The following is a 21,662-nucleotide window of genomic DNA, read 5'->3' as shown; positions in this document are numbered from 1 at the left end:
CCCGGCTGCACGTCCCAGAGGCTTGTCGCGTCTTGTTCGGCGGAATGCTCCGTCTCCGTCATGGCAGACATAAGTGTCGCCAGGGGGCTGACGGAAACGGAGCATGATCCCCCGTGCAGAAGCGCGATCCCTTCTCGACCGGCTACCCGGCCGAGTGGTTCATCGCCTTCTGATCACACAAGAGTCGCCAAACGAGTGGATCAGCACGCGGCCGACCAGATTTTTCCGATTCATACCCTTTGGCTCGCCCCGAGCGCACAGCCGGAACTCCGGCCCGCCCGGGCTCGCGGCCGCAAACAACTGACCCCCACCGTTCACAGCCACGAGCCCTTGACACCCCCTCACCCAGACAAGACGGACATCTTGCCACTTTCTGACGCGTCGATAGGGCGACGTTTGGGTGAGATACGCAACCCGGCTCATGATCATTGTGCTCGTTTAGGTGCCATAGCCCCTAAACGAGCACAATGATCAAGGACGCGCGGAGCGAGCGAGCCCGGAGAGATAGGCTGCCTCGATCTCGGCGAGCACGTTGCTCGGCTCTTCCCGGATCCGGCGAGGCGCCACGGGCAAGACTGTCCACCCCAGCGACGCAAAGCGGGCACGCCGGCGCTCGGTTCGCTCGGGAGCATCGCCGAACCCGTGGAATGCGCGTGAGTCGACCTCTACCACGAGCCGGGCTTCCGGCCAGCACGCATCGGGATAGATGCCACGAACGCCCGGGAGCGGCTGGTTCCAGCGAGGCGACGGGAGAACGGCGCTGCCGGCAATGAGGTCACGCAGTTCACACTCGGGAGCCGAACGGCACCCGGCTTCCACATCGTCGAGTACGCGGCGGGCGATCGCGGAATTGTTGCGCGGCGCGGCGCGAATCTCCACGACGAGATCCCTGACCGTGCACGCGCCCCGCTGCACCGCCTCGCACATCAACGCACGGACGTTTCGCAACGCGCTCACCTCGTGCGACGTGCGCAAATAGTGCGGGCAACCATTCCGGGCGACGCACGAGGACTGCCAGTCGGGCGGCAGCCACCGGGGTCTGGTGACCGTGTGCACCACGGCGCACGCGGCGGAAACCATCGGGATGACTCCGGGCCGCGCGGCGCCGCTGATCTCGTCATCGGGCTCGTACGCCCTGGCGATCGAGATACTGACGTCGCCTGCGGCTGCCTCGTCGAACCAATGGCTGTCTATCTCCACTCCGCGAGCGCTACGGGCAACTCGAACGAAGCCGCCGGACCGGCGATGAGAGGTCCCGGGTATAACCGTATCGACCAGTTCGCCGCGTGGTGGACCGTACGTCAACCCGTGCATCCAGCAGGCCCAGGGCCCGGTGATTGCCGCGTCGGGACCGCTGTGCAAGATGGCGGCGCGCAGTCGGTGGATGTCCCCCAACGGGCCGGAGAACGTGGCGTAGATCCCGCGCAATACGGGCTGCCACGGACCGCCCTTCCGGGTCGCGTGCCTGATGGCGTCCGTCGTCATGCCCGCCGCAAGCGCCTGCGTCCGGGTGATGATGCCGTCCTGACTGCGGGCGACGTAAGCAACACGATTGCCGATCATGGTCGAGCAGCATGCCGCACATCGCGAGAGTCCGGCAGGTCGAATCCGTGAACTGTGGATAACCTGCCCTGTGCTTCTTGATCATTGTGCTCGTTTAGGTGCTATAGCCCCTAAACGAGCACAATGATCAAGGAGGCCGGTCCGCACGATCAGCGATAGCCCGTCACGTCCGCCGGCTTGCCGGCGTCCTGGACTTCCACGATGTACCGCCACGCATCAGGCTGACTGCCGTCCACGTCGGTAAAGCCGTACACCTGGGCCAGCTGGCCACTCGACAACGATGCGCCATTCCAGCGCTGCCGCTCCAGATCGGTAGCCAGGGCCGCCACCGCACGTCCCACGAATGCCGGGGTCTCGGAGATGGCGAAATGAGGCACATTGGTGAGCGCGTCGCGCCAGTTCTCCTCGGAGACACCGAAATGTTCCAGCATCATCTCCGACCGCAGCCATCCCGGTGTGAGGGACACAGCTGTGGCGCCGCGCGGCGCCAGTTCTTTGGCCTGGGCGAACGCCATCCGGGTCACCGACACCTTGGCGAGGTCGTAGAAGAAGGACACCCGGTAGTTGGTGGCGTTGTACTCGACCGTGCCATCGGTGACCTCCACGACGAGCCCGCCCGGATGCTTCAACAGCAGCGGCAGGGCGTAGTGGCTGGTGATGACATGCGTGTCGATCGCCAGCCGAAGGAGCCGGAAGCCGTCGTCGAGCGAGTGCTCCCACAACGTGTCGGTCCAGCTGAACAGCAGCTCGCCACCCCAGATGTCGTTGACGAGCACGTCAAGTCGCCCTTGTTCCCGGTCGATACGTTCTACCAGCGCTTTTACTTGATCGCGCTCCAGGTGGTCGGTCGGCACCGCGATGCCGCGACCTCCTGCTGCGGTCACTAGTTCGGCTGTCTCGTCGATGGTCTCGGGGCGGTCCAGCTCCGAACGCCGCTCCCGAGTGCTCCGGCCGGTCACGTAGACCGTCGCCCCAGCCGCACCCAGTTCCACCGCGATACCTCGGCCTGCTCCGCGCGTCGCGCCCGCCACCAGGGCCACACGACCTTGTAGTTCGTTGCTCATAGATCGATCGTCACAGCTATCGCTGACAGATCGCGTCAGGAATGGCTGACAATTAGGCCGACGACATCCGAGCGCGCTGGAAATGGTTCAGGCCGGGCTGGATCGGATCAACGCACGCACGACGCGCAGTCCGACCGACAGCCGTGCCAGGTCGAACGTCTCGCCCTCGATGATCTCGCCCAACGTCCTGCGCACCCTGGCCACCACGGCCTCGTCACTGGCCGACCAGACCTCCACTCGTTCTTCGGCTGCGGCATCCTCGTCGGTGTGCTGAAGAATCTGGGCGGTAAGCGCCGTCTGTGCAGCGTGCAGGTCGTCACGCAAAGCTGCCCTGGCCATGGTCTGCCAGCGGTCGTCGCGCGGCAGCGCGATGATCCGCTCCAGCAGCCGGCCGAGGCCGAGGTGCTCGCCCAACGAAAAGTGCACCCTGGCCACTTCGAGTAGATCGGTGCCGGTGGCCAGCGAGTTCTCGACCATCCCGAGACCGGAGTACGCGGGAGGCAGCACAGCGACACGCACGGCGAGGTCCTGGGGCACGCCTTCCTTGATCAATTCGTCGCGCCGGCTGGAATAGAGATCCAGCTCCCGACCGACCAGGACGTCAGGCAACGTCTCGAGCAGCCGCCCCAGAGGCGCCTCGAAGAATCCGATCTGCCACGCGATGTCAATCGGTGGCCTGCGGTTCACGACGAGCCAGCGAGTGGCTCGCTCGGTGATGGTGCGCCCGGCCAGGCGCATCCGGGTCTGAACCTCAGCGGGGACGAGGTTGTCCAACGCCGAAACAGCCGCGTACAGCTCTGGCATCCGGAAAACCGCGCTGGCTACGGTGTGCGCCCGGGCGAGGTCCTCCGCCGAGCCGCCGGTCTCCATAGCCAGTCGGAACGCGAATGTGGTCCCAGCCTGGTTGACGAGCTCATTCACCAGTGTGTTGGTGATGATCTCTCGTCTGAGCGGGTGCGCGTCGATACGCGCGCCGTACCGGTCGCGTAGCGCGCTGGGGAAGTACGCGTGCAGGATCGCCGCCAGATGGGGATCGTCCGGCAAGCTGGTTTCCAGCAGTTCGGAATAGAGGGTGTTCTTCGTATACGCGAGCAGGACCGCGAGCTCAGGCGCCGTCAGCCCGCGGCCGGCATTCATCCGCTCGTTCATCTGCCGGTCAGTGGGCAACGCTTCTATCGCGCGATCGAGCAGCCCCTTGCTCTCCAGTTTGCTCATGTAGGCGCGATGTACATGAGCCAGGTTGGGCGCGTGATGAACGCCGGCTGCCAGCGCGACGTTCTGTCCGTAGTTGGTCGCGAGTACGAGTTCGGATACCTCGTCGGTCATCTCGGTCAGCAAGCTGTTGCGCTGCTTTTCCGTCATGTCCCCGGCCCGGACCACTCCGTCGAGCAAGATCTTGATGTTGACTTCGTGGTCCGACACATCGACGCCGCCGGAATTGTCGATGGCGTCGGTGTTGATGTGGTGGGTCTGCTCTGCGTTCACACCACCGGCCAAGGCGTATTCGACCCGGCCGCGCTGGGTGAATCCGAGGTTGCCGCCCTCGCCGACGCACCGGCAGCGCAGTTGGTTGGCGTCGATCCGGATCGAGTCATTGGCCTTGTCACCGACCTCGCTGTGCGATTCGGTGCTGGCCTTGACGTAGGTGCCGATTCCGCCGTTCCACAACAGGTCGACCGGTGCGGACAAGACGGCGCGCATCAACGCCGCCGGTGTCATCGACGTGATGGATCCGTCGATGTCGAGCCACTCGGCCACCTGCGGCGTGATCGGGATCTTCTTCGCCGTGCGCGGGTGTACGCCTCCGCCGTCGCTGATCAGCTCGCGTGAATAGTCGTTCCAGGTGGATCGCGGCAGCTCGAACAGACGCCGGCGCTCGGCATACGATGTCGCCGCGTCCGGGTTGGGATCGAGGAAGATGTGCCGATGGTCGAACGCCGCCACCAGCCGGATGTGCTCGGAGAGCAGCATTCCGTTTCCGAACACATCGCCGGACATGTCACCGATGCCGACGACAGTGAAATCCTCCCGTTGGCAATCCCGGCCCATTTCCCGGAAATGTCGTTTGACCGACTCCCACGCCCCCCGCGCCGTGATACCCATCGCCTTGTGGTCGTAGCCCGCCGATCCCCCCGAGGCGAACGCGTCGCCCAGCCAGAATCCGTACTCCTTCGACACCTCGTTCGCGATGTCGGAGAACGTCGCCGTGCCTTTGTCCGCGGCGACGACCAGGTAGGGATCGTCACCGTCGTGGCGGACCACTCTTGGTGGCGGCAGCACGGCACCGTCGTCGGCACGATTGTCGGTGATGTCGAGCAGCCCACGGATGAACATCTTGTAGCACTCGACGCCCTCCGCGAGCCACGCCTCCCGATCCGTGCTCGGATCCGGCAGCCGCTTACCGACGAAGCCCCCCTTGGCGCCCACCGGCACGATGACGGAGTTCTTCACCGCCTGAGCCTTGACCAGGCCCAATATCTCTGTCCGGAAGTCCTCACGACGGTCGGACCAACGAAGCCCGCCCCGGGCAACCGCTCCGTATCGCAGATGGACGCCTTCCATCCTGGGCGCGTAGACCCAGATCTCGAACTTCGGCCGCGGCGCCGGCAGTTCAGGGACCGCGGCAGAATCGATCTTGAAGCTGATCGCGGCCTGGGCCTGGTTCGCCGACGTGTCCGGGTGGAAGAAGCTGGTGCGCAGCGTGGCCTGAATCAGGCTGAGGAACGAACGCAGGATCCGGTCCTGGTCAAGACTGGCAACTTGGTCAAGCGCCTCCTCGATCCGTGCGCTGACCTGGGTGGTCGCCGCCTGCCGCTCGTCCGGCCCATCGGCTGAGTCGGGATCGAAACGCGTCTCGAACAGTTCGAGGAGCATGCGGGCGATGTCGACGTGCGCAGACAAACACTCCTCGAGATAAGCCTGACTGAAGGTGGAGCCGGCCTGCCTCATGTACTTGGCATATGCCCTCAGCACCGATGCCTGCCTCCAGGACAGACCGGCCAACGGCACCAGAGCGTTGAAGCCATCGCTCTCCGCCTGGCCACTCCACACCGCCACGAACGCTTCCTGGAACAGATCCTTGAGCCGGTCACCATCGCCGGCATGCAATCCCTCGAAACGCAGCCCGAAGTCGTAGATGAAAGCGCTCGACTCGGCTTCGCGGCGGATGATCTCGTACGGGCGCTCGTCGACCACCTCGACGCGCATGCGAGACAGCAGCGGCAGCACCTGGGTGAGCGAGATCCGGCTTCCCGTGCGATAAATCTTCAGCCGACGGTCGGTGTCCGGAGCTCCCACCGGCCGGTAGAGATTCAGGCCGAGGCCGTCCACATCAGGGAGGTCCTCGATTCGCCGGACGTCAGTGGCCGCTGTCCGCGCCGGGAAGTCTTCCTTGTAACCCTCCGGGAAACCATCTTTGTACTTGCGGAGCATCCGCGCCGCGGACTCCTCCCCCATCTGCTCGGCCAGCGCATCCGAGAAGTCGTCCGTCCATGCCCTGGTGGCGGCGAACAGTTGCTTTTCGAGCGCGGCGGCGTCGATCTCCGGCAGCGGCTGTTCGGCCGGTTTGCGTACCACGAAATGCAGTCTGGCCAGCATCGACTCGCCCACTCGAGCGGTGAAGTCAATGGAATCTCCGCCGGTCGCGGACAACAGCAGCCGCTGGATCCTTTCCCGCACGTCGGTGTTGTATCGATCACGGGGGAGGTAGACGAGGAACGAAAGATAGCGGCCGTAGTCGTCGCGGCGGACGAACAGGCGCAACTGGCGGCGCTCCTGAAGATTGACCACGGCCAGAGCGATGGGAAGCAGTTCGTCGGCCGACGTCTGGAACAGCTCGTCCCGCGGATACGTCTCGAGCACCTGGAGCAGATCCTTGCCGGAGTGGCTGGCCGGGGTGAAGCCGCTGCGCCGCACCACCTCGTGCACCCGGCGACGCAGCACCGGGATGCGCAGCACACTTTCGATGTAGGCCGCCGAGGTGAACAGGCCGAGGAAGCGACGCTCGCCTACGACTTCACCGGACTCGTCGAAAACCTTGACGCCGATGTAGTCCAGGTAGGTGGATCTATGAACCGTGGCCTTGGAGTTGGCTTTGGTCAGAACCAGCAGTTCCTTATCGCGGGCCTTCGCCCGGACCTCTGCCGGCAATTTGGCGAACGAGCCGGAGACGTCCTGGTCCGCGCGGAGAATGCCCAGGCCGGTCCCCGTCACCGCCCGCAAGACGTCGTCGCCGTCGATCTCTTCCAACGCGTACTCGCGATAGCCGAGAAAGGTGAAGTGGTCGTCAGCGAGCCAGTGCAGCAGTTCCCGGGCTTCCTCCACCTCTTCCTCGGGTACCGGCAGCACATCGGCGTCGAGAGTGGTGGCGATCTCCTCGCAGCGCTGCCGCATCCGCGGCCAATCCTCCACCGCGTCACGCACATCCCGGAGGGCATTTCCCAGCTTGTCCTCGATCTGACGCTGTTCTTCCGGATCGTCGCGGCGATCGATCTCCAGGTACATCCAGGACTCGACGACAGCATCCGGCATGTCCGCAAGCCGGGGGTCGTTGTCATCGGTGTCGACGATTTCCAGGAGCCTGCCGGTGACATCGCGGCGGACGATGATCTGCGGGTGCACCACGAGGTGGATGATGTTGTCGTTGGCGTGCAGCGCCATCGTCACCGAATCCACGAGAAACGGCATGTCGTCGGTCACGACCTCGACCACGGTGTGTCCGGACGACCACCCGTGCTCGTCGACCGTCGGCGTGAACACATGCACGATGGACGTGCCCTGCGGCCGCAATTCGGCTACGCGGCGATGTGACGCGGCTGCGCTGAAAATGTCCAGCGGATTGCGCTCTACCAAGTCCTCGGGAGCGACATGACGGTAGTAGCGCTTCAAGAACGACACTTCGCTTTGCACTGTGTCGGCCGGATGCTCGGTGTCGCCCATCTCGCCGTATCGGGTCCGGCGGCTCGTCGAGCCCCGTCCGGCGGCCGCGGCCGCTTTGGTGAGCAGGTCCGATTTGGCTTCATCGAGGCGATTACGCATAGTTGTCAACCCCCGGGGCAGGCGCCACGCACGTCGTTGTGCACAGCTACCTCCAACACTAGTGTCCCGTCTCGTCGGCTGGCCGCCACGGGGTCACTCTCGGCCACGAGCCTCGGCATCCGGAACCCCTCGGCGAAGGTCTCCCCACCTTCCGTACCCGCCGTCGCCAACGACACACGCCGGCAAGGCCCCTCGAGCGGGGTACCGGCACGAACCGGCTCGGAAAATGAACCACATCGCGCGCCGGGCTCGGCAATACGTCAAGATGGGCGCATGGATCTGCACAGTGAACTGCGTTTCGACGCTGACCCTTATGCCGTGTTCGGCATGCTCACCGACGAGGCCTACATCGTGAAGAAGACCATCGCGGCCAAGGCGATCCGGTATCAGGTCTCGGTGAACCGGAACGACGACCATGTCACTATCGAGCTAGTGCGGATCATGCCCCCGGACGTGCCCGACTTCGTGCGCAGATTCGTCGGCGAGACAATCGACGTCAAGCAGACCGATATCTGGGAACCCGCGGACCCCAGCGGCGCACGCGACGGACGCATCTCGCTGGAGATGGTCGGCATGCCGGTCACATGCAGCGGGAAGATGCGCCTGGCGCCCGCGGGGGCCGGCACATCGGTCACCATCAGCGGCTCGATCAAAGCCAGCGTTCCCCTGTTCGGCGGCAAGATCGAAGAGGCGGTTCATCAAGGCCTGACCGAGGCAGCCAAGATCGAGGAGAAGGTCGGGCAAGCCTGGCTAGCCGGCGAACGCTGAACCGCACGAGCGGCCCCGCGGACAAGGCCAGCTCAAACCGGCTGGCCGACCGGCTGGCCGACCGGCGGGCAGAGCGCACCGTGCACGCGCAGACCTTACCTACCGGGTATACCTCCGTCGACCGCCCGTAACGGGACGCTTCGCTCGGACGCCGCCGTCCGGCGGCCGGCCTGGCGCGGCGTCGAGGGTGTCTCCACCGGCCGCGACGACGCCGTCGGCTCCGAGGAATCACGCTCCACCAAAGCCTGTGCGAGATCGGCTGGACCGGTGACGCTCATGGCGAGCGCGCGGCCCAGATCATCGCGGTCGAGTGGCTCTTCGGCGGTGCGCCGCAGGCGGTCGGACAGATCGATGACCTTGTCGGCAGACCCCAACGCCGCCCGCGCGGCTGTCAGGTGCCCGCGTTGCAACGGCCGGCCGGCGATTAGCTGGGCCAGGGCATCGGCGGTGTCGCTCCAGTCCGAAGCCGACACCTGCTGTTCTCCCACCAGCCCCGCGACGCCGGAGATGACTCGGTCGGCAGCGTTTACCAGCTTCTCGGCAGTCTCGCTGTCGCTGTCGAGCGCCGCCAGGCGGAGTGCGACAGCCGTGACCAGTGCGCTGTCCGCCGGGCTGCGGCGGGGCTGCGAGAGCAGCCGCACCGCCCGTGCGACGTATGGCCGGGTAGGCAGCCGATCTTCCATAGCTGTGACACCTCGTGTTCGTTGATCGAATCGTTTGGCCTTCTCGAACCCAAGTGCTGGGCTCAACCCAAGTATCTGGGTTCAACCCTGGGATCGGGGCTTAACCCATGTGCGGGTATTCGTGCCGGCGTGGTGGAACGAACGTCTCTTTAATAGCACGTGCGCTGGTCCATCGCAGGAGATTCTGCACAGATCCGGCTTTATCATTCGTTCCGCTAGCCCTGCCTCCCCCGAACGGCTGCTGCCCCACGATCGACCCAGTGGGTTTGTCGTTCACATAGAAGTTACCCGCAGCAAAGCGCAACGCGGTGGTCGCGGCCGAGATGGCGGCTCGCTCCTGCGCGATGATCGCACCGGTCAATGCGTACGATGCCACACTTTCCATCTGTGCGAGTACGCGATCGTAGTCTCCGTCCTCATACACATACACGCCGAGGATCGGTCCGAAGTACTCCGTGGTGAAGATCTCGTGCTCCGGGTCCGAGCTTTCGAGCACCGTGGGCCGGACGAACCAGCCCTCGGAATCGTCCAGTTGGCCACCGGCCAGGATGTCCAGCGACGAATCGGTCTTGGCCCGTTCGATAGCCGCGGTGTGCTTGGCAAAGGCACGATCGTCGATGACCGCTCCCATGAAGTTGGAGAAATCGGTGACCGGGCCCATCGGCAGGGAGTCGGTCAGTGACAAGAAGTCGTCACGCATCCGGTTCCACACGCTGCGCGGAATGTAAGCGCGCGAGGCCGCCGAGCATTTCTGGCCCTGGTACTCGAATGCCCCCCGGACCAGCGCCGTGCGCAAGACCTCGATATCGGCGCTCGGGTGAGCGACGACGAAATCCTTGCCTCCGGTCTCACCGACGATTCGCGGGTAAGCGCGATAAGTGGAGATGTTCTCCCCGATAGTGCGCCAGAGTGTCTGGAATGTGCGCGCGGACCCAGTGAAATGGAGTCCGGCCAGGGCCGGATCCGCCAGCGCCACCTCGGAAACAGCGACACCATCGCCGGTCAGCATGTTGATCACGCCCGGCGGGAGGCCGGCCGCCGCCAAGATGCGCATGGTGATCTCCGCCGACAGCTGCTGCGTAGGACTGGGCTTCCAGAGGACGGTGTTGCCCATCAGGGCCGGGGCCGTCGGAAGGTTCCCGGCGATAGCGGTGAAGTTGAACGGGGTGACCGCGTACACGAAACCTTCCAGCGGCCGGTGATCGACGCGGTTCCACACGCCCGGAGCATTCCTGATCGGCTGCTCCTCGAGAATCTGCCGGCCGAATGCGACGTTGAACCTCAGGAAGTCGATGAGCTCACAAGCGGCGTCGATTTCGGCCTGAACAATCGTCTTCGACTGGCCGAGCATGGTGCTCGCGTTGAGCCACGAGCGATATGGTCCGGCTGCCAGCTCGGCTGCCTTGAGGAACACCGCGGCACGATCGTCGAAAGACAGTGAACGCCAGCCCGGCGCCGCCTCGCGAGCGGCATCGATGGCCGCTCGGGCGTCAGCCTGGGTCGCGTTTCGCATGGTGCCGAGCACATGGTGTCGCGCATGTGGTTGGACGACGGGGATCTCCGCGCCACCACCCGCTCGCTGTTCGCCACCGATAGTGCAGGTCAGATTCTTATTGTCGGCGAGCAGGTCGCTCAGCGCGGTGTCCAGCTCGGCACGCTCCGACGAACCGGCCTCGTAGGTCAGATTCGGCTCGTTCAGCGGCGTTGGCGCATGTGTGACGGCGTCGATTCCGCCGGGTGCGGGAATGCTGGCAGACATAGTGCAGGGGCTCCGTTCATCATCGAGCGGTTGATGCCTCGGATCCAGTATCCCCCGGACGGCTGGAAGACGAGAATGCAGTACCTAGTGCCCCGTAAAGCCGGTCGCTTGACGCCTGTGGCGCCCAGGCGGCGCCTCGCGGCGTTGCCGTCGTCGTCCGATGTACCAGCATCGACCTCCTCCGGCGCCTTGCGAGGCATCCACCTGGAACACCACAGCCGTGTCAAGGAACCGGCTTCACGGGACACTAGGCAGCTTTCGCTCGCGTGCTCAATGCCGCTGCCGACGTGCGAATGGACGTCTCGAGAACCCGCAACCGGCGCCCTGTGTCCATGACGTTGCCACCGATCTCGGCCAGGTCTTCGGCACCCGGCCCCAGCACGACGACACGAGTTCCGCCAGCTCGAAGTTTCGCCACCTCATGCGCGCATCGACGGGTGACTCTGGAGCGCCACGCGCGTTCCATCCGCGGCATCAGCCCACGCGGCTGATCGGTTTCGAACGACACCCCTGGGGCCACCACGTAGACCTCGTCCAAGCCTAGCCCGGCCAGCAAGTCGACCGAGGTCACGGAGCAGGCGCCGCCGTCGATGTAGCGCCGCCCGTTGATGGTGACCGGAGCGAACCAGCCAGGTATGGCGCAGGAGGCCATGACAGCGTCGGGAAGTTCGGCGGGCGGTGCATCCGGCCGGCCGAACGCCACCCGGCGGCCGGACTCATAGTCCATGGCGACCACCCATACACCGGTGTGCGGGGACCATCCGCCCTCCGGGTTCACGGCGGCGACCAGCTCACCGACGGCGTTCAAAGCCCCCCTGCCTTCAGGCAAGAGGGCGGACAAGAGAACCGCCGGCGGCATCTTCCGCAGCCGCCTGATGTTCCGCGTCACCAGCCGCGGAGAACCGATGCCCAATCTGGGCCGCTGGGGGCGGCGCCCTCCGGTGGCGATGTCGTAATCCCAGTCAGAGCTCTCGAGCGGACCGTCGACGGACTCGCCGAACTGGTGCCGTCGTAGCTGATCCACGCTGACCCCGGCTCCGAGCAGAGCCGCGCTCACCGCACCAGCCGACGTTCCGACCAGGTGATCCACCGTACGAAGATCGATTCCGGTGGCGCCCTCGATGGCCGTGAGCGCACCAACCGACCATGCCGCGCCGAGCGGGCCACCCCCGCCCAGGACCAGACCCCGCCGGGGCTCACCGCGATGATGCGGACGTTGCATGCTTCAAGTGTGCACGAATGTCCGGGAAAGTCATGGCATTTGAATTAGTACCTGTCTACCTGCGGATATTCAGGACCGCATCCGAGCCGGGCCTAGCCGGCCGGTGGCCGCATCCGCGGTCAGCAGCCGCCGGGACAGCTCCGCGACGGCCTGCCGTACCGGGGTGCGCGGAGCCGCCTCGGCAAGCGAGAGGCCACTCAGCAAGCCGGCGTCCAGCACTTGCGGCGCGTCCGGCACGAAAGCGAACGGCTTGACTCCCGCGTAGCGGTTCAGGGCGGCACTGATCTGCTGTTCCGGGTCCGCTCCGGCGACGGAGCGCCGCACCCGGTTGACGACGACGTGCACAGTTGCCTCCGGTGCAACCTCAGCCAGGTCGGACAAACCCCGCACGAGCCGGCCGAGCCCGACGGGATCCCCCGATCCCACGGCCACCACCACATCGGCAGCCTGCAGTGTGCTGAGCGTGGCCCCATTGCGCCGCGGCGCCGCCGAGTCGAAACTGATGGACTCGTCGTCCTCCAGGCAGAATCCACAATCCACGACAGTCATCGCCGCGACCGAACGAGTCTGCTCCCACACCATCTCCAGCGCCGACGGCCGCAGCTCTGTCCAGCGTGAGGACCGGACGACGCCGGTCAGCACATGTAGCTTCGGAGTGATCCTGCGGGCGTACCGCGCCAGCGAGATGGCGTCGAGCTGACCGTTGTTGGCCAGCCGCGCCGCTCCGGCCAGGCCGGGCGCCTCGTCGAGCAACCCGAGCACTTGAGCGACGGAGGCACCATAGGTGTCGGCATCGGCCAGCATGGTCGCCCGCCCAAGCAACGAGAACTCCATGGCCAGGTTCACCGCGAGGGTGGTCCGCCCAGGCGCACCGCAAGTGCCCCACACCGCGAGCAACCGGCCCCGCTGGCCGCTGCCTTCGACGAAGTCGACGGCGCTCGCGTCCTCGTCGGCCGGGCGCACGGCGCCGCCGGAACGGATGGCGTCCTCGATCCCGGCTGGGCCGTTGGCGATGGCCGCCTTCTCGGCCCCGCCGAGATCGGCTTGCGACTCGGTGGCGGCCGTGAGTATCACCTCGGCGAGCTGCCCGGGGTCAGCATCAACACGTACCCGGTGCCGCACGCCGAGTTGCGCCAAGCGCGCCGCGTCAGCTGTGGACTCACCCGACGGGAGCACACCGACCACGGCCAACCGGTTGAGGCGCAGGCTACTGATCGCTTCTCGGTCGAGTCTCCGCAAATCGGCCGATACGAGCGCCACCTGGCCGAGGCCGGCACCGGCCACCGCCATCAGATCGGCCAGGTCCACGCAGCGCCGCGCCACGCCGATCCGCCCAGGAGCGATCTCGAGCGTCTTCACCAGGCTCGAGTCCCACCCGGCACCGCTCACAGCGATGAGCACTTGGAGCTGACTCATCGGCGCCCCGGGAGCTTGGACAAGTAGACACTTCCATCCCGGCTGGCAGCGATCAGCTGACCGACCAGGTCTTCGAGGTCATCGGGATCGTCCGCCTGGACGACCAGGGTGACGGTGGCGTGACTTCCGCTCAGGCCAAGGGCGCCTCCGTCGTCGGCATGGGCGACGGTGAGTCCGGGGGCCAGCTTTTCTGCCTCACTCGCACTGTCACCGGGGCTGGCGAGCCAGACGTCGACGGCATCGCCCACGCTCAGCCCCGCGGGCGCCTCGGCAGCGGGCACGGACAGAGTGAGGTAGCGCATCGCTTGCGCGCCCGAGACGACCTCCTCAGCCTCCACAACCACCGACCTCGGCAATAGCTCACCTTCGCGCACGTCACGGAGGACGACGTGCCCTTCCCCGAGCGCCTCCGTGAAGTACAAGCCCGTGTCGTTGTCCAGTGCCACGTGGCGGATCTCGAGCATGTCGGCGGCAAGCGGCTGTCCCGAGCTCAGGTTCTCCGCCGCGACCAGCACCGGTTGGGTGTCGTTGGCCGCCGCCACGACGCGGGCGCCGATCACTACCGGCACCAGCACCAGCAAGGCGCCGACGATGATCTGCGGGCTGTGCCACCGGGCCCGGCGAAGCCGCGCGGCAGGTGGCGCGGACAGCTCGGCCTGCCGCCTCTGCGGCGTTTCCGTGGTGTTGTTGATCACCATTCGCGACAGCGTAGCCGTGGCGAGCAGCGGGTGCGGGGAACTTCCGTCAACTCGCTCCCATCGAACCCCGGTGTCGTGGCAGAAGGACTGGCGCAGCCCGGCCGCCGGCGACCTACGTACGGCGGATCACGGCGATGCCGCCGAAAGACACGCTGGCCGCGGCATCATGGCGCGGTCCCCGCCGTTCCTCGGGAGAGCGAGGGGTGAGGTCGATGAAATCGGCGCCCACAACGTCGATCGTGCCTGCTAGTGCCGACCCGTCGGTGAGCGTGAGGTGTACGTGAGAACGGTCTCGGGAGATCACCGAGAGGGCATAACGCAAGCCCATACTCCAGATGACAGGCCGGCCTTCCACCGCCACCGCAGCTTTCGTCCCGGCCCCGCTCACGACAAGGGCAGCGGCAAGCGGGACCAGCAGTTCACCACCGCTCTCACCGTCCAGCATGAACCAGTCCGACCCGGCGTGATGAAGCACCCCACGTACGATCCCGGCCCCGGCAACCCGGACGTCAAGAGTGTTTCCTCCGGCAAGTCGCAGGCGATCGACGAGTTGCACAGTCTTGCGCTCACTCCGGATCCGATCGGCAACCTCACCCTCCAGTTCCAACCGGTCCGCTTCGTCCAGCTGAGCTTCCACATCAGCGAATAGTCGTGTCCAGCGCATCGCCCAACCGTACGTGCAGCCAGCCGTTGTCTAGATTCCGCTTGACGGCCACCAAGACAAGCGATTGCATGGTCTAACGAAAGCAAACATAAGCAAATGAACGTGAACCTAGGACTCAATCGCCATGACGCACCCCCCACAGGCTGAGCATCTCCCCGGACCGCGAGGACACGGGCGTCCCACCATCGCCAGATTGACCATGAGATTCCTCGTGGTCTCCGCGGGATACGTCCTGACGCTGAGCGCCCTGTGGTGGGGGACAACCGGTCCGGCGAAGGCCATGGCCGAGGGCAGCGCCACATTCGACGACATCATCGCGCTGGGCGCGGCCTTGGCCGCATGGGCACTGAGCGGATGGATCTTGCTCACCATGATCCTCAGCGCGGTGGCGGCCGTCCCTGGCCAGCTGGGCCGCGCGTCGAACTGGTGTGCCGACCGGGTTGTCCCACCCTCCGCCCGGCGCCTGGCGCATGTGGCACTCGGACTGGCCGCGGTGGCTGCTCCGCTCGGCGCAGCCGTGCCCGCGGCCGCGATGACCTCGCCCACTCAGTTCGCAGCCACCGCGGAATCGCCCCCTGCCAGGTGCGCTTCTGACGGATTCCGCACGGGGCCCATTCCAGGCATCGGCCGGCCACCGGTCACCCCACCGTCCCACCGGCAAGCACCCAGTGCCGAGCCGGAATCCGAGCCCGCAGCCGAACCGCCCGCCACCACCGGGCTCCACGACCCCGTCGTCGTCGAGCCCGGGGCCACTCTCTGGAGTATCGCGGCGGATCATCTGGGACCGGACGCCACACCAGCCGAAATCGCCCGCGAGTGGCCACGGTGGTTCATCGCCAATCACGAACAAATCGGCACCGACCCCGACGTTATCCAGCCCGGCCTACGGCTTTCCCCACCAGAGTCCTGAACGGAGCCACCTAGTTGCGCACATCCACGAGGCCCGCCGGCGTCCGGCGGCTGCCGCTTCCGGTCACCGAACCGCCCTACGATGACGAGACCGCCGAGTTGCGACCTCCCCTGGCGCGGACCCGCCGCGCGACGGACGGCGTTCCGGTCCAAGGCACCCTCGCCCTGTCGGCCCGCACCCGGGCCGCGAACAAGCGTGCTCGCCGGCCGGCTGGCGCCATCCCGCCACCGATCGCGGCCGCGGCGGGCCCACCAGAGCCACGCCGCTGGTGCGCGATGATCGTGCAGGCCTTGATTGAGACGTTGTACGGGCGTCGCCCGGTTCAGCAGCTGTCACGGTGGACCAACGACGCCGTCTACCAGGGCCTGGAACACCGGATCGCCGCCCGGCCGCGAGCCGTCTCGACGGCGACACCTACCGTGCGCGCGCTGCGCGTCTGTGAGGTCAACCCGGCCGTGGTCGAGGCATGCGCCGTCCTTCAGATCGGAAGCAGGGTGCGGGCACTGGCTCTACGCCTGGAAGCCACCGGGGACCAGTGGCAATGCACAACGCTCCAGTTTGTCTGACGACCCGCGCTTCGACGCCGCCCAGGCTGCCCTGCGGCTGCGAATCAGCGGCACTAGTGGGTGCCCCACACCGTAGTGAACGCATCGGCGTAGCCGGCTTGGCCAGCCACGTTCGGGTGGAACGACTCACGCACGAAAGAGGCGAACGCGTCCCAGCGGGTCTCCGGTGCGTCTGGGTCTGGCTCCTGTGACCCGCTTCCCAGCTTGAGGCCGTTGAGCCAGTCATCCGGGCCGTTGGCGCACGCCTCGTGCCCGTCGAATACCGCCTCGAGCTGCGCGCCCGCCGAGCGCACACCGGCCGCCGACGCGGCTTCCTCGATCGCTTGGTTGAGTGCGACGCCGAGGCGCCGGATCATCTCCCGCTCCGCGGTGCTCAGCAACGGAGTGAGCGCCCGGCAGCTGCTGCGGACTTCAGGATCAGGCACCAGCAACGGGTAACCGCCCACGATCAGCACGTCGCCCGGGTTGGCCGCCTGAACATCGACATACAGCTCGGTCAGAGGGTCGACAAGTGCGTCGATGCGGTTCATCAACGTCGTCTCACGGCCCGCACAACCGACAAAAGGAACGAAGCAACTCGCCAGCTCGCCGGCGAAGCCGATGTCGTTACCTCCTACGGTCAGCGTGATCAGCCTGCCGCCAGAGGGGCCGGCCTCCGCCAGATCGTCGAGCTGGTCGTAAACGTCGTCGACGACGGCGCCCGAGCATGCGAGTAACAACCGGTCTTCACGCGACACCTCGTCGGCGAAGATGAGCATGCCCCACGCCTGCGGCGTGCGATCGCAATCGTCGTCGTAGCTCCCCGCACCCAACCCCGACGAGTACGAATCCCCGAGCGAGACGACGCCGGCCGGCGCGGTATCGATGAACTGATCGTTCCGGACAACGCGGATCAGCGACTTCTCGAACCCGTCCCCCGGCTTGGCGGCCAGCGCGGCGGCCGCACCGGCCGGTACCAGCAGTGCCAAGCCCGTGACGATCGCGAGGGCAACGACGAACACGGGGCGGCGGACGCGACTTCTACTGACGAGGGGACGATCTACCATAACGAAACGATAAAGGACGATCTTCTATCGCGATACCCATTCGGTAGAACTGGCCAGAAGTCCGCCTCCGCCCGGGGCCGCGGACCCCCTCAGTTCATCGCGGCGCGCTGCTTCGGATCACCGTGGCAACGCTTGAACTTCTTGCCGGAACCACACGGACAAGGTGCGTTGCGGGACACACCGTCAAACTCACCGTCGCCGTCTTCCTGTGTCGCCGCGTGCGCCCCCCGTGCTCCCCCGGGTCCTGAGGCCACCGGCGCGGTGCGCTCGGTTCGGCGCTGAACACCCGCGTCGCCGTCCACGGTGGGCGCGGTGTATTGCAACTGTGCCGGACGGCGGGCCGGGGTGAGCCCTTGGGCTTCGACGACGGGGGTGGAATCGTCAGCTGCCTGCTCGCCGTCTTTCGGCTTGACCTGGACTTCGAGGTTGAACAGCAGCCCAACCGATTCCTCTTTGATGCCGTCCATCATGGCGGCGAACAAATCGAAGCCCTCGCGCTGGTACTCCACGAGCGGCTGCTTCTGAGCAAACGCCCGCAGCCCGATGCCCTCCCGGAGGTAATCCATCTCGTAAAGGTGTTCACGCCATTTGCGGTCGATAACCGTCAGCAGCACCCGGCGCTCGAGCTCGCGCATGACCTCAGCGCCGAGTGTCTCCTCACGGTTCTTGTAGGCGGCCTGGGCGTCGGCCCGGACCTTCTCGACCAGTGACTCCGACGAGAGCCGTTCGCGGCCACCGGCTTCGCCGATCAGCTCGTCGATGTCGAGCGAGATGGGATAGAGGGTCTTCAACGCCGTCCAGAGTTGCTCGAGATCCCATGTTTCCGGGAATCCGTCGCTGGTGGCGGCGCGGACATACCCGCCGACCGCGTCGTCGATCATGCCCAGAACCTGCTCATGGAGGTCTTCGCCGCCCAGGACACGGCGACGCTCTTCGTAGATGACCTGGCGCTGGCGGTTCAGAACGTCGTCGTATTTCAGGACGTCCTTACGCATCTCGAAGCTCTGGGCCTCGCGCTGAGACTGAGCACTCTTGACCGCACTGCTCACACGCTTGTGTTCGATGGGCGCGTCGTCCGGCTGGTTGAGCGTACGCATGATCATCTCGACCCAGTCGGACTTGAACAGCCGCATGAGGTCGTCTTCCAGCGAGAGGTAGAACCGCGACTCACCAGGATCGCCCTGCCGGCCGGACCGGCCGCGCAGCTGGTTGTCGATCCGCCGGGACTCGTGCCGCTCGGTGCCGAGCACGTAGAGTCCGCCCAATTGCCGGACCTCGTCGCGTTCCGCCGCGACCTGCGACTCGTACTTCTCGAGAATCGCCTTCTCAGCGGCGCTGTACTCTTCGGGGTTCTCCACGGGGTCCAGGCCACGCTGTTTGAGCTCGGCGGCGGCCATGAACTCGTGGTTTCCGCCAAGCATGATGTCGGTACCACGACCGGCCATGTTGGTGGCCACCGTCACCGCACCCCGGCGACCCGCCTGGGCGATGATCGCGGCCTCACGGTCGTGCTGCTTGGCGTTGAGTACCTCATGCGGGACGCCACGCTTGCGCAGCATCTGCGCCAGCCGCTCCGACTTCTCGACACTGGTGGTGCCGACGAGCACCGGCTGGCCCTTCTTGTGCCGTTCGGCGAGGTCGTCCGCCACGGCATCGAACTTCGCGCTCTCGGTGCGGTAGATCTGGTCGTCGTTGTCGATCCGGGCCAGCGGACGGTTCGGTGGGATCGGGATCACGCCGAGGTTGTAGATCTTGTCGAACTCGCTCGCCTCAGTCATGGCGGTTCCGGTCATACCGGACAGCTTTTCGTAGAGGCGGAAATAGTTCTGCAGGGTCACCGACGCCAGGGTCTGGTACTCCTGCTTGATCTCCACACCTTCTTTGGCCTCGATCGCCTGGTGCATGCCCTCGTTGTAACGGCGTCCGGACAGGACCCGGCCGGTGTGTTCGTCGACGATCAGGATGGCCCCGTCGACGATGACGTACTCCTTGTCGAGCCGGTACAACTCCTTGGCCTTGATCGAGTTGTTCAAGTATTGGATAAGCGGGGTGTTCGCACTCTCGTAGAGGTTGTCGATGCCGAGCCAGTCTTCGACCTTCTCGATGCCCGGTTCGAGCACACCCACGGTGCGCTTCTTCTCGTCGACCTCGTAGTCGCTGTCGCGGTGCAACCGCTGGACGAACTTGGCGAACTCGCTATACCACTTGGTCGGCTGATCGGCTGGTCCGGAGATGATCAGCGGTGTACGGGCCTCGTCGATGAGGATGGAGTCCACCTCGTCGACGATCGCGAAGTTGTGGCCGCGCTGGACCATGTCTTCCGTGCGCTGCGCCATGTTGTCGCGGAGGTAGTCGAAGCCGAACTCATTGTTGGTTCCGTAGGTGATGTCCGCGGCGTATGCGGCGCGGCGCTGGGCTGATGTCAGGCCGTTGAGAATCACGCCGACCTCGAGGCCGAGGAAACGGTGGATGCGCCCCATCCACTCGGCGTGGAAGCCCGCGAGGTAATCGTTGACCGTGATGATGTGCACGCCGTCGCCGGACAACGCGTTGAGGTAAGCGGGCAACGTGGCCACCAGGGTCTTGCCCTCACCGGTCTTCATCTCAGCGATGTTGCCGAGATGCAGCGCGGCTCCGCCCATGATCTGAACGTCGAAGTGCCGCTGCCCGAGCGTACGTTTCGCTGCTTCACGCACGGTGGCGAATGCCTCGGGCAGGAGATCGTCGAGCTTCTCGCCGTCGTCGTACCGTTTGCGGAACTCGTCGGTCATCCCGCGAAGCTCGCCGTCGGACAAGTCGACGAAGTCTTGTTCGATGCTGTTGACCTGCTTGACTATCGCCTCGAGACGTTTGAGAGCCTTGCCTTCTCCGGCGCGAAGAATCCTGTCGAGAAGAATGGGCACGAGGGTCAACTCCTAGGCGATGTTTCTGCGAGGCGGCATGGGGTACCTCAAGCTGGTGGCCCCAACCCCCCATGGTACGTGGCGAACCCCGAATCGATAACGGCTCGGATAGGCGCCCAGTTTCCTGCGCGCCCACATCCGCCACCACGACGGGCCATGCGATGAATTCTAGTTGCCCTCGGTACACCCGTCATGGGCACTATACGAGCCATGGAACCATTCGAGCTCAAGAGCGAGCGCGTACTGCTGTCGATGCCGGTCCGGGCCGACATCGATCGCATCACCGAACTCTGCCAGGACCCGGCGATTCAGGACGGCACCACCGTGCCGTCCCCGTACACCAGGGCCGATGCTGAGACATTCGTCAATACCGTGGTGGCCGGCGGCTGGGCAAACGCGACCTCGCTCATTTGGGCCATCCGGGAGCCTCTCACGGGCCGGCTGGACGGAACCATAGGTGTCACCCTGACCGGCGACGGCCTTGGGGAGATCGGATTCTGGACCGATCCGAAAGCGCGCGGGCGCGGGCTCACCTCCCATGCCGTGCGGCTCGTCGCCGAGCGGGTCCTGAACCACCACTCCCTCGGCCTGACCCACCTCGTATGGTGGGCATACGTGGGGAACTGGGCTTCCCGGAGGGTGGCATGGGCCACCGGTTTCCGCCACGAAGGGCTCGTCCGGGGCGGGCAGCCCCAACGCGGCAAGCGGCGGGACGCCTGGGTGGCGACGCTGTGCGCCGGCGATCCGATGACGCCGGCCTCGCGCTGGCTCGATGCGCCGGTGATTCGCGGGGAGCGCGTGACATTGCGCCCGCTCGAGGACACCGACGCCGGCGCCGTGGCCGAGGCATGCAGCGACCCACAGACTCAGTACTGGCTGAGCGGCCTGCCGAGTCCCTACACCATCGACGACGCCGTGAATTTCATCCACAGCACCCGGGAGGACGCCGCTTCGGGCCGGATAGTGCATTGGGCCGCGGTCCGTCCCGAGGGCGGACCGTCCATCGGCACGTTCGGGTTGCGACTGTTCGGTCACCGCAACGATCAAGGCTCGATCGGCTACCACGTCCATCCGTCGGCGCGCGGCCGCGGTATCGCCTCAGAGGCGACCCAGATGGTGATCCGGCATGCGTTCCTCCCGACCGAGGACGGCGGCCTCGGCCTTCGGCGGCTCATCATCGAACACGCGGAGGGAAACGAGGGGTCCCGCAAGGTGATCGAGCGGGCCGGCTTCCGCTACATCGGCGCGCAACGAGCCGACCTGATGCGCAGCGACGGCAGCACAGCCGATCACCATCGCTACGATCTCCTCCCCACCGATCTCGCTTGACCCTTGGGTGTAGAACACCAGGTGCGACGCGAGG

The 21,662-nt window shown here is 65.9% G+C and carries 15 protein-coding genes; 4 read left to right on the top strand and 11 right to left on the bottom strand.

Annotated features, from left to right (window positions below):
* Positions 1 to 471: 471 nt before the first annotated feature.
* From F7O44_RS16120 to F7O44_RS16110, 3 genes are all read right to left on the bottom strand, one after another.
* Positions 472 to 1,563: a type IV toxin-antitoxin system AbiEi family antitoxin domain-containing protein gene (locus tag F7O44_RS16120; protein WP_162451285.1), complete on the bottom strand. Its 1,092-nt coding sequence runs from the start codon at positions 1,561 to 1,563 to the stop codon at positions 472 to 474.
* Positions 1,564 to 1,712: 149 nt separating this feature from the next.
* Positions 1,713 to 2,627, bottom strand: a complete 915-nt coding sequence (locus F7O44_RS16115; protein WP_162451284.1) for an SDR family oxidoreductase — start codon at positions 2,625 to 2,627, stop codon at positions 1,713 to 1,715.
* Positions 2,628 to 2,714: 87 nt separating this feature from the next.
* Positions 2,715 to 7,664 (bottom strand): NAD-glutamate dehydrogenase, encoded by a 4,950-nt coding sequence (locus F7O44_RS16110; RefSeq protein WP_162451283.1) that lies wholly within the window; start codon positions 7,662 to 7,664, stop codon positions 2,715 to 2,717.
* Positions 7,665 to 7,937: 273 nt separating this feature from the next.
* On the opposite strand from F7O44_RS16110, the gene F7O44_RS16105 reads away from it, so the two are divergent.
* On the top strand, positions 7,938 to 8,432 hold the full coding sequence (locus F7O44_RS16105; RefSeq protein WP_162451282.1) for a DUF2505 domain-containing protein: 495 nt from the start codon (positions 7,938 to 7,940) through the stop codon (positions 8,430 to 8,432).
* Positions 8,433 to 8,527: 95 nt separating this feature from the next.
* On the opposite strand, the gene F7O44_RS16100 is transcribed toward F7O44_RS16105, so the two are convergent.
* The 6 genes from F7O44_RS16100 to F7O44_RS16075 form a co-directional block, all read right to left on the bottom strand.
* On the bottom strand, positions 8,528 to 9,115 hold the full coding sequence (locus tag F7O44_RS16100; RefSeq protein WP_162451281.1) for a hypothetical protein: 588 nt from the start codon (positions 9,113 to 9,115) through the stop codon (positions 8,528 to 8,530).
* 100 nt (positions 9,116 to 9,215) lie between these two features.
* Positions 9,216 to 10,844 (bottom strand): L-glutamate gamma-semialdehyde dehydrogenase, encoded by a 1,629-nt coding sequence (gene pruA, locus F7O44_RS16095; RefSeq protein WP_162451491.1) that lies wholly within the window; start codon positions 10,842 to 10,844, stop codon positions 9,216 to 9,218.
* Positions 10,845 to 11,121: 277 nt separating this feature from the next.
* The gene (locus F7O44_RS16090) at positions 11,122 to 12,096 is read right to left on the bottom strand and encodes a patatin-like phospholipase family protein (protein ID WP_162451280.1); all 975 of its coding nucleotides are present in this window, start codon (positions 12,094 to 12,096) and stop codon (positions 11,122 to 11,124) included.
* A gap of 69 nt (positions 12,097 to 12,165) precedes the next feature.
* The gene (locus F7O44_RS16085; RefSeq protein WP_162451279.1) at positions 12,166 to 13,512 is read right to left on the bottom strand and encodes a CpaE/TadZ family protein; all 1,347 of its coding nucleotides are present in this window, start codon (positions 13,510 to 13,512) and stop codon (positions 12,166 to 12,168) included.
* Positions 13,509 to 14,210, bottom strand: coding sequence for an SAF domain-containing protein (locus F7O44_RS16080; protein WP_162451278.1), 702 nt, complete (start codon positions 14,208 to 14,210; stop codon positions 13,509 to 13,511). The genes F7O44_RS16085 and F7O44_RS16080 overlap by 4 nt, the downstream gene beginning before the upstream one ends.
* Positions 14,211 to 14,322: 112 nt before the next feature.
* Entirely contained in the window at positions 14,323 to 14,874 is a 552-nt protein-coding gene (locus tag F7O44_RS16075) for a hypothetical protein (protein WP_162451277.1), read from the bottom strand.
* A 193-nt stretch (positions 14,875 to 15,067) separates the two neighbouring features.
* Here F7O44_RS16075 and F7O44_RS16070 point away from each other — a divergent pair, with 193 nt between their 5' ends.
* Together F7O44_RS16070 and F7O44_RS16065 are read left to right on the top strand one after the other, a co-directional pair.
* The gene (locus tag F7O44_RS16070) at positions 15,068 to 15,784 is read left to right on the top strand and encodes a LysM peptidoglycan-binding domain-containing protein (protein ID WP_162451276.1); all 717 of its coding nucleotides are present in this window, start codon (positions 15,068 to 15,070) and stop codon (positions 15,782 to 15,784) included.
* A 14-nt stretch (positions 15,785 to 15,798) separates the two neighbouring features.
* Complete coding sequence (locus tag F7O44_RS16065) at positions 15,799 to 16,350, top strand: Rv3235 family protein (RefSeq protein ID WP_162451275.1); 552 nt, start codon at positions 15,799 to 15,801, stop codon at positions 16,348 to 16,350.
* 53 nt (positions 16,351 to 16,403) lie between these two features.
* Here the strand turns inward: F7O44_RS16065 and F7O44_RS16060 are convergent, their stop codons facing one another.
* Together F7O44_RS16060 and secA are read right to left on the bottom strand one after the other, a co-directional pair.
* Positions 16,404 to 17,396, bottom strand: coding sequence for an SGNH/GDSL hydrolase family protein (locus tag F7O44_RS16060; RefSeq protein ID WP_162451274.1), 993 nt, complete (start codon positions 17,394 to 17,396; stop codon positions 16,404 to 16,406).
* An 89-nt stretch (positions 17,397 to 17,485) separates the two neighbouring features.
* The gene (gene secA / locus F7O44_RS16055; RefSeq protein WP_162451273.1) at positions 17,486 to 20,299 is read right to left on the bottom strand and encodes a preprotein translocase subunit SecA; all 2,814 of its coding nucleotides are present in this window, start codon (positions 20,297 to 20,299) and stop codon (positions 17,486 to 17,488) included.
* A 210-nt stretch (positions 20,300 to 20,509) separates the two neighbouring features.
* Between secA and F7O44_RS16050 the strand changes: the two genes are divergently transcribed.
* Positions 20,510 to 21,628 (top strand): GNAT family N-acetyltransferase, encoded by a 1,119-nt coding sequence (locus F7O44_RS16050; protein WP_222851418.1) that lies wholly within the window; start codon positions 20,510 to 20,512, stop codon positions 21,626 to 21,628.
* Positions 21,629 to 21,662: the final 34 nt, after the last annotated feature.

It is taken from the genome of Phytoactinopolyspora mesophila, assembly GCF_010122465.1.
GTDB classification, from domain to species: Bacteria; Actinomycetota; Actinomycetes; order Jiangellales; family Jiangellaceae; genus Phytoactinopolyspora; species Phytoactinopolyspora mesophila.
The sequence above is the reverse complement of the archived record's forward strand: the minus strand, read 5'-3'. Positions and strand labels throughout refer to the sequence as shown.